Here is a 13,921-nt window from a genome sequence, read left to right as displayed (position 1 = left end):
CCTTTTAAAATATCATTTTTTTTTCTACTTTTCACTTGTCGTTGACCATTTTGTCAATATTATTCTCCTGATGACGGCTATGTTCTGGAACAGCCTTACCCCAAAGGCAAAAACTGCTGCTAAGTACAAGTCTACACCAAGATGGACACCTAGAAAAGCTAAACTTGCTGCTAATACTATATTAAAAAAGAAACCAGAAACGAAAACTTTTTCATCATAAATATTTTGCAGCTGGGCGCGGATCCCGCCAAACAAAGTATCGAGGGCGGCAAGGATCGCGATAGATAAATAATTGGAATACTCTTCCGGAATTCGGATGTCGGTCAACAGCCCTATGATGACACCGATGACCAAACCCATGATTGGAAGCCACATTACCCGTTGCCTCCCCCTTTTTCAGTTTTAGCGGATTCCATGTATCGGATCCTGATTGTATCCTGGTATCCAGGTACAACCAAATCGCCAACAGGCCTGTTAACCTTGACTTCCAGGTTATCAATGAAGAAGTCCTCGGCAACCGTGGACACTTTCATTCGATTATATAGCTTTTCCGCTGCATCACCATTTTCCGTAATCACATTAACTTCTATCGGAAAACGATTCAAGGAATGGCCATTGATTTTTGTCACCCTGTTAATATCACGGATGACCGTTGTATTAATGACCCTTTCGCCATCAACTGATACATGCTTGGCTCCGTAAATATTCAATTCATTCAACAGCCTTTTGAGCATGTCCGGTGAAACGGCAGGAGGATTGTCCCCTTCGACAATAAGGCTGAAAGCAGGTTCAATCGAGAGTGTGATCCCTGGGCCTTTGACCTCTGTAAGTCCTGCTTCTTCCTTTAGTTCAGCGAGTGTTTCACGAAGTACTTCTTCCTTGCTTTGCTGCCTCTCAGTTTCATACTTAGCAAGTTTTTCTTCATTCGACCTGATTTCGAGAAGCAGCTTGGACTGTAACTCCTTCTCCTTCATTAAATCTTCTCGAAGCTGCCAAGTGTCACGGGTATCCCTGACTTCCGGTTCCTTAACGGTTTGAAACTGAATGGCGACCATTAAACCAATGATTGCAGCTATGATGCTGAAGCTGAAATTCTTAGGTCGGCCCAATGTCTTCACCTTGCTTTCTAAAAAACCAGTGCAGATCCTACACTGTTTATTCCATTATAATGGCCTGATCATTCACTTTCCGTGTCATTCAATCACGCATTCGGAAATGAAAAATAATCATCATTTGCCCAAGATTGGATCGATCTTGATGTCTTCCTTTTGCTCCAAGGAAAAGACGATTTGGTCATTCACAAGCTGATCTTTTACCCCACCGGTAATATTAAGAGCGGAGGAAAGAACATCGGGGTCGCCAATAGCAGTAATTTCAAAGGGGGCAGGATGCTGGTAGCCATCAACCGTAATAACAGGGCCTGTACACAATATATAAGAATTGTGTGAGATGCGCTGACCATTCACAGCAATAGCTGCTGCTCCTGAAATGTACAGTTCATTGATCACCTTGAATACATGATGCTCATGGACAAGATAATTATTGATATTCTTTTCATCAGGATCGTACTCTCCATCAGCTAGAGTTACTTTTACACCTTTGCCGCTGACCTTTACCTTTCCAAGATACATACGGTATTTTTCTGCGTCCTCAGCCATGTTAAAGAAAACCTGCGCTTCTTTGGAAAGACTGGCTTCAATTTCCCTTACCTTTTCCTGCTTGGCATTCAACTCTTTCTGAAGCTCACGATTTTTTTCTTCCTGTTGAATTAAATCGTTCCTCAGACTTAAGTGCTTCTCCCACTGCCTGTCCGTTAGCCCTTGACTTTTGTCGCTCTCATCTTGGGTGACACGAAATGAAAAAGCGACCATGAAGCCTAGCACCAGGAAAACAATCGAAAGAATGACACGGTTACTGTTCACTTTCTTTTTCAATTTCAACTTCCTCAGCTTCCTCTGCTTCATATGCTTTAAAATAAGATCCAACCTCAAGGTCGATTACACCCTTCTTAGAAGGGTCAAGCTGGCTGACAATTGATGGGTAATGTGACATTTTATCAGAAAAAGTCCTGAGCGTAGCATTCACTTCAAAACCATCATTCATATACAGCTTAATGAGATATTGGTCCGTTTTTATTGGCTGTGAGTGGATTTCAGAGATGGAATTCATGACAACATCAGGAAGTTCCTCTAATGAAGCAAGCATCTCATCCAGGACCTTCCCTTCCTTAAACCCAATTAAGATGGGCGCGTTGACAGGGATTTCATCCATTTGTTTCTCACCAAGGATGTTTCCATTTTCAAGGACTGGATAAAAATTCTTCCCCTTTGAGATGTAGGCTAATCTGCTATACTCTTTAAGCTCGATGTTAACCGTATTTGGCAGCTTGATTTTCACATTAGCTTCCTTGATCTCCTGGATTGATTCGAGTTTCTCCTTGATTTCAGCCTTGTTGATTTTCCACACATTTGAGTCAAAGCTGAGCCCGCTTTTTTCAACGATATATTCATATGAATAGGATTCGTTTCCCGAAACAGTAATGTCCTTTACCTTGCTAAGCGGTGATTGAAAATAAATAACACCAGCTATTAACACGAAAAACATAGCGAGAAGCATGATAAGCCTACGATTGGCTTTCTTGCGCCTTTGATGTTTTAACTTTGGAATCCGGTCTTCAATTGAGACGATTTTCCTCTTGTCCATTTCAATCCCCTCTTTATCGGCTGAACCCATTTCCTAAAGAAAACTCCCTATTGTTGCTTCTAGCAGGATAAAGCCCTGGTAATAAAATTCTGTCAGATCAGGAGCTGCCCATGAAAATATTTTTGGTATGTACAGCAGCACAGTATAAAAAACAGTCAACGGCATGATAATTTTGGCCATGCCGTATCTATTCGGTAAGCATCCTAATCTAATGAATTATTATATCACAGAAATTGACAGCTTGAACCTCTTTCCTGCTATTTCCGACCGATAATTTCTACCTCTGTCTCCATTTTCACACCATGTAAATCAAGGACTGTATCTTTTACATGCTGGATCAGACCGAGTACATCCTCTGCCTTTGCATTTCCTTTGTTCACAATGAAGTTGGCATGAAGCTCAGATATTTGCGCTCCGCCGATTTGATGGCCCTTTAAGCCAGACTTCTCAATTAAATTACCAGCATAATTTGGCAGGGGATTTCGGAATACGCTGCCACAGCTTGGAAAATTATATGGCTGGGTTTCTTTTCGGTAATCCTTGTTCTTTTGAAGCTCCGCGACAATTTCATCCTTATTGCCTTCTTTAAGCTGGAATATAGCTCCTACGACAATCCCAGGTCTCTCTTTCTGGAGTACCGATGTGCGATATGAAAATTCCATTTCATCATTTGAAAGCCATTCAAGAGAGCCATCTTCAAAAAGCACATAGGCTTTTTCGAGGATTTGTGAAATATCCGACCCATGAGCTCCAGCGTTCATGTAAACTGCACCACCGATCGACCCTGGAATTCCGCCTGCGAATTCCAGTCCTGAAAGCCCTTTGCGGCTGATGGTGATGGCAAAGTTGACCAGTGAAAGGCCTCCACCAGCCGTCACTCTTGTTCCGTCAATCTCCAAATCATCCAGACCGGAACCCAGTTTAATCACAACACCTTCAATGCCTTTATCTGAAACGAGCAGATTCGATCCTCTGCCGATTACGGTCCAGTTAACATCCGAATCCTTAATAACCTCAACCGCTTTTCTTAGATTGTCTATTGATGAAGGTTCAACAAGTATGTCAGCAGGTCCGCCTATTTTCATCGATGTGTGGTTTGCGAGCGGTTCATTTTCTTTAACGGAACCGATGCTCATTTCTCTAAGTTTGCTAGCTAGATCCTTCATAATTACCTTCCTTTCACGATACAGCATTTTAAACATTTTATGCAGCTGCATGCCTATAGGCTACTTATTCGCCAATTCCTCCATCAGACGATACAGCCTCTGTGCAGCGTCAGGGATACCCAATTTTTTTGCGGCCTTCTTCATTTCTGCCAACTTCTCATCACGACCCAAAATCTGATCAATGCTTTCCACCAGTTTAGGCCCTGTAAGATCTTTCTCGAGCAGCAGCTTAGCTGCTCCATTCTCACTTAGTGCCCGGGCGTTTTTTTCTTGATGGTTGTCGGTAACATATGGGCTTGGAATCAATATGCTTGGAATACCCAGTGAAGTCAGTTCAGCCAGTGTAGTCGCCCCTGCCCTAGCTACGGTTAAATCCACCCCGGATAATACCTCTGGCATATTGTGAATAAATGGTTTGATAATGACATTGTCCGGATTTCCGACAAGTTCAACTTCCTTACGGACATCTTCAAAATGAACATCTCCCGTAACATATAAAACCTGGTATGGTTTGCCGCTTAATTCTGCCAGACTTTTTACGACTGCTTCATTAATTGGTCTTGCTCCCCTGCTTCCGCCAAAAACGAGAACAGTTGGGATTTTCAGCTTCAGGCCTGCAGACAATCTACCTTTCACTCCATCCTGCCCCAATACCTCTGAGGCCCTGGGGTTACCAGTCAACACCACTTTTTGCTCAGGGAAAAATTGCCTTGCTTCCTCGAAGCAAATTGCAATCTTATCAACATAACGGCTCAGGAACTTATTCGTCAAACCAGGAACGCTGTTTTGTTCATGGACAATTGTTGGTATGCCCATTTTCGCAGCTGCATAGACCACTGGCCCGCAAACATAGCCACCAGTACCAATGACCACATCTGGTTTGAATTCCTTGAGCATTTTTTTGCTGTCTCGGACTCCTTTTAGGAATCTAAGGACCGTTTTTACATTCTCAAATGAAATCTTTCGTTTGAACCCTGTGATATGTATGGATTTAAAAGGGATCTTCTCCCGCGGCACAAGCTTGCTTTCAAGGCCTTTTTCTGTCCCTATGTAAAGAAACTCGACATTTTCATCTCTTTTTTGAATTTCTCTTATTAGTGCCAGCGCAGGATAAATATGTCCCCCTGTGCCGCCGCCGCTAACTGCAATCTTCATTTTCCACACCTCAGCAACTTATCTCTTTTTTTAATCACGTCTATCACCTATCCAACCCACACACCTGGATGGCCCGACGTTTGTGTAAAGAGCCTATAAAAAAGGCACTCCCCGGTTTTACCCTATTCTACTATATTCTAAACTTAAGAACAGTTTTTAAAGATATTGTTATTTAAATGTAATATAGCATGAAGGCAGCCATATTCCTAACATATTCATAGAACCTGTCTGAATTTCTGACTCCTTTTCAAATCTTAACTCACAAACGGAAAAGTCATCAAAAACAAAAGACCCTGTTTGGCAGGGTCTTTTGTTTTTGAGATAGTTTAATATCTAGAATGGCGACTTATATTCAGCAGCACTCCGACAGCCATCAGCATCAAAGTCAGGGATGAACCGCCGTAACTGAGGAACGGGAGAGTGATTCCAGTAACAGGCATAAGACCGGTTACAACTCCGATGTTAATCATCACCTGGATGGCGATCATTGCGATAATTCCTGTCGCAAGAAAGGTTCCGAATAAATCGGGAGCTCCCAGGGCAATCCTTATCCCCCTCCAAAGCAGGAGCGAGAATAATAAAAGAATCAATGAACCGCCAATGAACCCTAGTTCCTCAGCAAGAATCGCAAAGATAAAATCCGTTTGCGGCTCAGGCAGGTAAAAGAATTTTTGCCTGCTCTGTCCAAGACCCAGGCCGAACAATCCACCTGGTCCGATCGCATAAAGCGATTGAATCATTTGGAAGCCGCTTCCGAGCGGGTCCTGCCATGGGTCCAGGAACGAAGTAATCCGTTTCATCCGGTACGGAGCGGAAATGATCAGTCCGACAAAACCCGCTACCCCCAACAGCCCAAGACCGACAAAATGACTGATCCTGGCACCTGAAATAAAAATCATGACCACGGAAGTCCCCACCATCACTGTTCCTGTACCTAAATCCGGCTGCAGCATGATCAATCCAAACGCGAGAAAAACAAGCCCTAATGAAGGAAAAAGTCCTTGCTTGAATGATGTGATCGCCTTCTGGTTCTCCGATAAAAACTTCGCCAGGAAGGCAATCATCGCGATTTTCATGAACTCTGATGGCTGTACAGAGAAGGCTCCGACTCCAATCCAGCTCCTCGACCCATTCCGCACATTGCCAATTCCAGGAATCAACACAAGGATCAGAAGGACAAAACAAATAATCAATATGACCTTTGCCCAAGTCCTCCATGTCCAGTAATCTATATTCATGATAAAGAACATAGCGATGATCCCAACGCCAGCAAACAGCATTTGCCGTTTGGCAAAGAAGAAAGAATCATTAAACTTATAGTCCGCCCAGACAGCACTGGCACTGTAGACCATAATCAAACCCACTGCCAAAAGCGTAAAAGTTACTATCAACAGGAATATGTCTGGAGTCGTTTTTTTCGTTGGCAAAGCAATACACCTCGGCTGTATGATTTAGGGCTCATATGCCGCTTCCCATCCAGCCTGCAATGAGGCCAAGCAACCTGAGTCATGTTGTTCAAGACAAGCCCTTACTTAAGCTTATGCACTGCCTCGATAAACATGTCTCCTCTGACCTCAAAAGTTTTGTACTGATCCCAGCTTGCGCAAGCAGGAGACAGCAGGATGACATCACCCGGTTCTGAATGTTCAAATGCAACGGGCACGGCCTTTTCCACATTATCGGCCCTTAAAATCGTTTTTATTCCTGCATCCCGTCCAGCCTGTCCAACTTTTTCAGCTGTTTCACCAAACGTAATCAGTGTCTTCACATTTTTCAAAGCTGGAATGAGCTCATCAAATGCATTGCCTCTGTCAAGGCCGCCGGCCAGCAAAACTATTGGAGCTTCGAAAGCCGCAAGCGCATTCTCAGTCGCTAAAATATTGGTTGCCTTTGAATCATTATAAAATTTTCGCTCATCGATTGTATCGACATACTGGAGCCTATGACGGACACCAGCAAAGGTGGTGAGCACCTTATGGATAGCACCTTTGTCCGCACCTGAAAGAAGTGTAGCAGCTACAGCTGATAAAATATTCTCCAAATTATGTTTACCTGGCAAAACGATGTCCTTCGCTTCAATAATTTTCTCCCCGTTAAAGCAAACCCAGCCATCCATTACATAAGCACCGGTCTCCAGCACCTTATTCGTTGAAAAAGGAACAATCTGCGCTCTAGAATTCCGGGCAATTTCCATGACTTCTTCCTGATCCGCATTGACAATCAGGAAGTCTTCCTCTGTCTGGTTCTTTGTGATAAGGGCCTTAGCTCCAATATACTCTTTCCTCGTCCCATGATAATCAAGGTGTGCATCATACAGGTTTGTAATGATGGCAATCCGAGGTTTAAACTGGTCGATCCCCATCAATTGAAAGGAAGACAGTTCAATCACGATGGTGTTTTCTGATGTTGCTTCCTGTGCTACACCTGATGCAACCGTACCGATATTTCCTGCAATCAATGGATGCTTATCCCCTGCCTCGAGCATATCGAAAATGAGAGTGGTCGTGGTCGTCTTTCCGTTAGTGCCTGTTATTCCGACAAGTGGTGCTTCAGAAATCTGGTAAGCCAATTCCACCTCAGTAATAATCGGGATTTCCTTTTCTATCGCTTTTTCAATCATAGGATTAAAGTACGGAATCCCCGGATTCTTAACGACCAGTTCAAAACCTTCGTCCATCAATTCGATTGGGTGGCTTCCACAAACAACCTTGATTCCCTGCTCAAGCAATCCTTGTGCTTCTGGGTTTTCATCGAGAGGCTTGCTGTCATTGACCGTCACGAATGCCCCCAATTTATGTAGTAGAGCCGCTGCGCTGACTCCACTCTTGGCAAGGCCAAGTACAAGTATTTTTTTATGTTGATATGTTTTGATATTTTTCATTAGATCCACACCTCAATATAAATTCCTAGGATCGCAAATAGCAAGCCGACAGTCCAGAATGTGACGACAACTCGCCATTCTGACCAGCCAATCAACTCATAGTGATGGTGAAGAGGGCTCATCCTGAAAATTCTTTTGCCGGTTGCTTTAAATGAAATGACCTGCAGGATCACGGATAATGTTTCAATCACGAAAATACCGCCTATGATAATCAGGATGATTTCAAGCTTCGCAAGGATAGCGACTGTTGCGATCGCACCTCCAAGAGCAAGAGAACCTGTGTCTCCCATGAACACTTTCGCTGGATGGGCATTAAACACAAGGAATCCTAATACAGCCCCTACGACTGCGACTGAAAAAATCGATAATTCATATTGAGATTGGCTCCAGGCAAGAACAGCAAATGCACCAAACGCAATGGCAGCCGTACCGGAAACCAGCCCGTCAAGCCCGTCCGTCAGGTTAACAGCATTTGAAAACCCGACCATCCAGAAAATAATGAAAAGGGCATAACCCCACCCTAGATCAAAAGAGATATCCGTTAAAGGAATGCTGATTTCTGTTGAGAATTCACTCTGCTTGAATATGAAATAAAAGATGACGGAAATAATAATCTGGCCCATAAGCTTTTGTTTTGAGGTCAAGCCAAGGTTCCGCTTCATGACAACCTTGATGAAGTCATCCATAAAGCCAAGCAAGCCAAATCCCAAAGTAACAAATAACAATAGATATGTTTCCACTGATGGCTGTGAGAACTTTCCTGTCATCACAAGTGTCGTGATGGTGATTGAAATCAAGATCATGACTCCGCCCATTGTTGGTGTGCCTGTTTTTTTCTGATGCGATTTCGGCCCTTCTTCTCTGATGCTCTGACCGAATTTAAGCCTTCTCAAAAAAGGAATAAACACTGGAGAAAGCAGAACTGTGATTAGGAAACCCATTAATATTGTGAAAAAGATAACTTGCTCCAGCATTCTATTCCTCACCTGCCTTATTCTGATTGCTGCCTAGACTATTGATGTTTTCAGCCATCACAGCTATATCATATGTTTCATCAGCTTCATTAAGAAGTGCTTTGTTATGGAAAATGAAGTTAGTTCTTTCTTTTATGTCTTTGTTCTGTGTTAAGTAGTCATAGTATGAGTTCATAATTATCTCTAAGCCTTTCAAATTATCTTGTGTGTAAAAAATCGGGAAGTGGTTCGGTGCGTATGCTGGCACCTGCTCGCCCTCTGGCCAGACAGCTGCCACGGCACCGTTTGAAATTGCTTCCTGTAAAGTATCTGAATCTGTCGATATCGGGACAAACAGCCCTTTAGGCTGTTCTGCGCCTGCAAGACTGCTTACAGTGTGAAAGCGAATATTCTCATCCCTTATTCCAGTTGTTCTTGAAAAAAGACTTGAAACATCCTGGTATGTCAGCATATTACCTCTCCTCTATCGCCTCGCGTGCCACAATCCGGTCATCAAAGTCAAAGGTCCTGTCACCAATTTGCTGGTAAGTTTCGTGACCCTTTCCAGCAATCAGGATGACATCCCCTGCTTTCGCCATTTTCACGGCATGCTGGATTGCTTCCTTCCTGTCGATAATCGAAGAATAAACTTCTCCTTTTACCCCATCTTCCATATCCTTTATGATTTCTGCAGGATCCTCACTTCTCGGGTTATCTGAGGTAAAGATAGCATCAGTAGAATATTCGCAAGCGATTTTCGCCATGAGCGGACGTTTCGTGCGATCGCGGTCGCCGCCGCAGCCTACTACACAAAACACCCTTTTCTGTGCAAATTGCTGCACTGTCTTCAGGACATTTTCAAGACTATCCGGAGTATGGGCATAGTCAACAATGACAGAGAAATCCTGGCCTGCATCGACTAATTCAAACCTTCCAGAAACACCTTTAACGCTTTCTACAGAGGCGATGATATCATCTAAAGGCAAGCCAGAAACAAGGGCTGCACCTATGCTGGCAAGTACATTATAGATGCTGAACTTGCCTATCAACTGGATGTTTACCTTTTTTACACCAAAAGGACTGACCAAGTCAAATGATGTTCCGCTAGCTGTCATCGCAATGTTGATTGCCTGCAAATCAGCATGGTTATCAATGCCGTAAGTTAAGATATGGGCAGTTGTCAACATGGCGTATTCCTCACTCGCCGGATCATCTGAATTCAGTACGGCATATTTCGGGTTTTCATGGTCGAATGCATTTCCGAGCTGCGAAAACAGAAGCCCTTTCGCTTTCCTGTATTCTTCCATTGTCTTGTGGTAATCCAAGTGATCCTGCGTCAGGTTCGTGAAAACTGCAACATTGTAATCTGTCCCATGGACACGGCCATATACCAGCGCATGTGATGATACCTCCATCACAGCTGTATCAACCTGTTCATCAACCATTCTCTTGAACGTTTTTTGAAGGGTCAGGCTCTCGGGCGTTGTATTCTTCACTTCAAAGATTTGCTCACCGATCTTTGTGTACATTGTTCCAATCAGTCCGGTCTTTTGTCCAGCATCCTTGAAAATCTGTTCAATAATCAGGCTGGTAGTGGTTTTTCCGTTTGTACCTGTAATTCCAACCATATGGAGCTTCTGGCTAGGCTGACCGTAAAATGCATCAGCAAGTACTGCCATAGCCCTTACCGTATCCTTGACAACAATTACAGGGACATTCACAGGCAGTTCACGTTCAGCTAAAACGGCTGCTGCTCCATTTTTCACAGCTGATCCTGCGAAATCATGACCATCAACTGTATAACCTTTTATGCAAATGAATAAACTCCCGGGAGTCACTCTGCGGTTATCATTTTCAATTGAAGTAATTTCGGGATTTTCTCCCTTGTAATCCACGAATGGGTGCAAGTAACCAATCAATTCGTGTAATTTCATAAATATCAAATCCTCTCAAACAACATGGCGACTCTTATTTTACATGATTAGGCTGAAATTAGCCATTGTGGAGATGAAAAGAACAAGCCCTTTTTACTTGAATAAGTGCAAATAAAAGATACGGCCGGCAGCGTAAAGCAGGCGGCGGATGTATATCCTGCCGCCGCCTGCTTTCCATAAGGTTATTGCTCACGTTCGATCTGAGTTAATCATTCATATATACCCTGATGGTTGAACCTTCCTTGATTTTCACTCCTGGTGAAGGAAGCTGTTTCACAACCTTCTCTCCATCGCCGGCAATATCTAATTTGAAGTTGATCAATTGCTCTCGGAGTTCCTGTTTGGATAAGCCAATCAGGTCAGGGACTTCCACCATTGGTGTATCAAGCCATGTCAATTCTTTTTCAATCTGTTCTTTCCGAGGGGGAACCTCCATCGCACGTAGGCTGTCTTCCATGATATCCCCAACGATAGGTGCTGCCACAACCCCACCGAACTGTACTGTACCTTTCGGGTTATCGACTGCCACATAAATAACAATTTGCGGGTCATCTGCAGGGGCAAAACCTATGAAGGAAACGATATGGTTATTCTCGAGGTAGCGGCCATCCTTCGCCTTCTGGGCAGTACCGGTCTTGCCGCCAACCCTGTAAGAGTCAACATAAGCATTTTTCCCTGAACCTTTAGCTACTACACTCTCAAGGGCATGCCTTATTTCTTTAGAAGTTTCCTCAGAGATCACCCTTCTTTTTGCTTGTGGTGATTTCTTCATCACGACTTCACCAGTAACAGGGTCTATCAATTCCTTAGCAATATATGGTGTATAAAGTATTCCACCATTCACTGCTGCTGAAACCGCAGCAACCTGCTGGATCGGCGTGACAGAAACACCCTGACCGAAAGCGGTGGTTGCTTGTTCAATCGGACCGACTCTGTCCAAATTGAACAGGATTCCTTTGCCTTCTCCCTGAAGGTCAATGCCTGTCTTCTCACCAAATCCGAAGTCTTTCACATATTTAAAAAGTTTTTCTTTTCCGAGTCTGTCACCAAGTTCAACGAAACCAGGGTTGCAGGAATTCTCGACCACTTCAAGGAAGGACTGGCTTCCGTGTCCACCCTTTTTCCAGCAGCGAATTCTCGCACCGGCCACTTCAACAGAGCCAGAGTCATGGAAATGATCTTTTTCAAGATCGACCTTCCCCTCCTGAAGTGCCGCTGCAAGGGTCACAATTTTAAAAGTAGACCCCGGCTCATAGGTGCTCCAGATCGGCAAGTTACGGTTATACACTTCAGGTGCCACATTACGGAAGTTAGCCGGGTCGAAATCCGGCCTGCTTGACATTGCCAGGATTTCCCCATTATTCGGATTCATGGCAATGGCAATGATACCATCAGGATTGTATTTGGCCTGGGCAATATCCAGTTCCCTCTCAACGATGGTCTGTACCCTGCTGTCGATTGTCAGCTTTAAATCAAGCCCGTCCACAGGAGGTTCATAGTCATCCGCCATATTGTTCATCCGCTGCTGTTTGGCATCCGCATAAAACTGGACCGATCCCTTTTCCCCTTTCAGTTCTTTATCATAATAGAGCTCGAGCCCCATCAAACCTTGATTGTCGATTCCCGCAAATCCTAACACATGGGAAAGATAGCTTCCATAAGGATAATGTCGCTTTGAATCCTCACCAATGTACACACCCTTGATATCTAATGCCCTTATTTCCTTCGCCTTCTCGTGGGATATTTTCCTTCCCTCTGGAATTCTCTCAATCATTGCTCTTTTCGTGATATGTTGATAGGCCTTTTCTTTAGACATATTCAAGGCTTTCGCCAAAATTTCTGCAGCAGCTTCAGGATCCTTTACTTGGCGCGGCACGACGTAGACAGTAGGCGCACTGATATTAGTCGCCAACGCCACTCCATTTCTGTCCGTTATCTCCCCCCGCTGCGGTTCAAAGGGAACGTTCCTGCTCCATGAATCCTTTGCTTTACCTGTCAAGAAATCTCCCAGCATAAACTGCACATAGCCGAGCCGGACATCTATGATCAAAAACACCAAAATACCAATTACCAAAACAAGAGCCAGCCTTTTTCTGACCGTCACATTTGAAACACGCATATATAGAACAAACCTCCCCCTATTGTCATTCCAACAGTAAACTAAGATTCTTTTAGACACTCGTTCAAATATATGCTTGTACGAATTCGAATATAACAAGAAGTAAAGACAAGCTGAGGTATATGCACAACAAGGGAGTTAGGGTGTAATTAGGGTAGGTATGTCCGCGTGGAAATCTGAGCAGATTCTGCTAACATAGAGGCTACTTCAGACAAAATGAGGAGCTCTGGCCGTGATTTTGTACGAACTTGATGCTACTTCAGACAAAATGACAGGCTCTGGCTGCGATTTTGTACGAACTTGGTGCTGCTTCAGACAAAATGACCGGCTCTAGCTACGATTTTGTACGAACTTGATGCTACTTCAGACAAAATGAGGAGTCCTAGCTGCAGTTTTGTCCGAACTTAGTGCTGCTTCAGACAAAATGAGGAGTCCCAGCTGCAGTTTTGTCCGAACTTAGTGCTGCTTCAGACAAAATGAGGAGTCCCAGCTGCAGTTTTGTCCGAACTTGGTGCTACTTCAGACAAAATGTCCGGCTCTGGCTACGATTTTGTCCGAACTTGATGCTGCTTCAGACAAAATGTGGAGATCCAGCTGCAGTTTTGTCCGAACTCGGTGCTACTTCAGACAAAATGAGGAGCTCTGGCCACGATTTTGTCCGAACTTGATGCTACTTCAGACAAAATGTGGAGCTCTGGCTACGATTTTGTCCGAACTTGATGCTACTTCAGACAAAATGTGGAGCTCTGGCTACGATTTTGTCCGAACTTGGTGCTACTTCAGACAAAATAAGGAATCCCAGCTGCAGTTTTGTCCGAACTTAGTGCTGCTTCAGACAAAATGTCCGGCTCTGGCTACGATTTTGTCCGAACTTGGTGCTACTTCAGACAAAATGTGGAGATCCAGCTGCGATTTTGTCCGAACTTGATACTACTTCAGACAAAATAAGGAGTCCCAGCTGCAGTTTTGTCCGAACTTAGTGCTGCTTCAGACAAAATGAGGAGCTCCGG

General features: G+C 43.9%; 12 protein-coding genes. All 12 read right to left on the bottom strand.

Annotation, left to right across the window (positions count from 1 at the left end; translation table 11 throughout):
- Window positions 1-24: 24 nt before the first annotated feature.
- Window positions 25-375: a small basic family protein gene (locus tag LGO15_RS08480; protein ID WP_023614986.1), complete on the bottom strand. Its 351-nt coding sequence runs from the start codon at window positions 373-375 to the stop codon at window positions 25-27.
- The gene (locus tag LGO15_RS08475) at window positions 375-1,109 is read right to left on the bottom strand and encodes a DUF881 domain-containing protein (protein WP_226087325.1); all 735 of its coding nucleotides are present in this window, start codon (window positions 1,107-1,109) and stop codon (window positions 375-377) included. Before LGO15_RS08475 ends, LGO15_RS08480 begins: the two co-directional genes overlap by 1 nt.
- Window positions 1,110-1,229: 120 nt before the next feature.
- Complete coding sequence (locus LGO15_RS08470; RefSeq protein WP_167831971.1) at window positions 1,230-1,964, bottom strand: DUF881 domain-containing protein; 735 nt, start codon at window positions 1,962-1,964, stop codon at window positions 1,230-1,232.
- Entirely contained in the window at window positions 1,912-2,703 is a 792-nt protein-coding gene (locus LGO15_RS08465; protein WP_226087324.1) for a cell division protein FtsQ/DivIB, read from the bottom strand. Before LGO15_RS08465 ends, LGO15_RS08470 begins: the two co-directional genes overlap by 53 nt.
- Window positions 2,704-2,960: 257 nt before the next feature.
- A complete protein-coding gene (gene murB / locus LGO15_RS08460) occupies window positions 2,961-3,869 on the bottom strand; it encodes a UDP-N-acetylmuramate dehydrogenase (RefSeq protein ID WP_226087323.1) in 909 nt (302 codons plus the stop codon).
- A gap of 60 nt (window positions 3,870-3,929) precedes the next feature.
- Window positions 3,930-5,024 (bottom strand): undecaprenyldiphospho-muramoylpentapeptide beta-N-acetylglucosaminyltransferase, encoded by a 1,095-nt coding sequence (gene murG, locus LGO15_RS08455; protein ID WP_226087322.1) that lies wholly within the window; start codon window positions 5,022-5,024, stop codon window positions 3,930-3,932.
- 326 nt (window positions 5,025-5,350) lie between these two features.
- The gene (spoVE, locus tag LGO15_RS08450) at window positions 5,351-6,451 is read right to left on the bottom strand and encodes a stage V sporulation protein E (RefSeq protein WP_167831825.1); all 1,101 of its coding nucleotides are present in this window, start codon (window positions 6,449-6,451) and stop codon (window positions 5,351-5,353) included.
- Between the two features lie 101 nt (window positions 6,452-6,552).
- Window positions 6,553-7,905: a UDP-N-acetylmuramoyl-L-alanine--D-glutamate ligase gene (murD, locus tag LGO15_RS08445; protein WP_167831826.1), complete on the bottom strand. Its 1,353-nt coding sequence runs from the start codon at window positions 7,903-7,905 to the stop codon at window positions 6,553-6,555.
- The gene (gene mraY, locus LGO15_RS08440) at window positions 7,905-8,879 is read right to left on the bottom strand and encodes a phospho-N-acetylmuramoyl-pentapeptide-transferase (RefSeq protein WP_226087321.1); all 975 of its coding nucleotides are present in this window, start codon (window positions 8,877-8,879) and stop codon (window positions 7,905-7,907) included. The genes murD and mraY overlap by 1 nt, the downstream gene beginning before the upstream one ends.
- Window position 8,880: 1 nt before the next feature.
- Window positions 8,881-9,330 carry a hypothetical protein gene (locus tag LGO15_RS08435; RefSeq protein WP_226087320.1) on the bottom strand — a complete coding sequence of 150 codons (450 nt, stop codon included), beginning with the start codon at window positions 9,328-9,330 and terminating at the stop codon, window positions 8,881-8,883.
- A 1-nt stretch (window position 9,331) separates the two neighbouring features.
- Window positions 9,332-10,792: a UDP-N-acetylmuramoyl-L-alanyl-D-glutamate--2,6-diaminopimelate ligase gene (locus LGO15_RS08430; protein WP_226087319.1), complete on the bottom strand. Its 1,461-nt coding sequence runs from the start codon at window positions 10,790-10,792 to the stop codon at window positions 9,332-9,334.
- Between the two features lie 205 nt (window positions 10,793-10,997).
- Entirely contained in the window at window positions 10,998-12,911 is a 1,914-nt protein-coding gene (locus LGO15_RS08425; protein WP_167831830.1) for a stage V sporulation protein D, read from the bottom strand.
- Window positions 12,912-13,921 lie beyond the last annotated feature (1,010 nt).

Source organism: Mesobacillus sp. S13 (assembly GCF_020422885.1).
Lineage (GTDB): Bacteria > Bacillota > Bacilli > Bacillales > Cytobacillaceae > Mesobacillus > Mesobacillus selenatarsenatis_A.
This window is presented reverse-complemented; position numbering and strand designations above follow the sequence as displayed.

Coding starts and splice junctions, on each gene's coding strand:
- murG (WP_226087322.1), bottom strand. CDS start 5,024: ATGAAGATTGCAGTTAGCGGCGGCGGCACAGGGGGACATATTTATCCT.
- LGO15_RS08425 (WP_167831830.1), bottom strand. CDS start 12,911: ATGCGTGTTTCAAATGTGACGGTCAGAAAAAGGCTGGCTCTTGTTTTG.
- murB (WP_226087323.1), bottom strand. CDS start 3,869: ATGAAGGATCTAGCTAGCAAACTTAGAGAAATGAGCATCGGTTCCGTT.
- LGO15_RS08470 (WP_167831971.1), bottom strand. CDS start 1,964: ATGAAGCAGAGGAAGCTGAGGAAGTTGAAATTGAAAAAGAAAGTGAAC.
- murD (WP_167831826.1), bottom strand. CDS start 7,905: ATGAAAAATATCAAAACATATCAACATAAAAAAATACTTGTACTTGGC.
- LGO15_RS08435 (WP_226087320.1), bottom strand. CDS start 9,330: ATGCTGACATACCAGGATGTTTCAAGTCTTTTTTCAAGAACAACTGGA.
- LGO15_RS08430 (WP_226087319.1), bottom strand. CDS start 10,792: ATGAAATTACACGAATTGATTGGTTACTTGCACCCATTCGTGGATTAC.
- mraY (WP_226087321.1), bottom strand. CDS start 8,879: ATGCTGGAGCAAGTTATCTTTTTCACAATATTAATGGGTTTCCTAATC.
- LGO15_RS08465 (WP_226087324.1), bottom strand. CDS start 2,703: ATGGACAAGAGGAAAATCGTCTCAATTGAAGACCGGATTCCAAAGTTA.
- LGO15_RS08480 (WP_023614986.1), bottom strand. CDS start 375: ATGTGGCTTCCAATCATGGGTTTGGTCATCGGTGTCATCATAGGGCTG.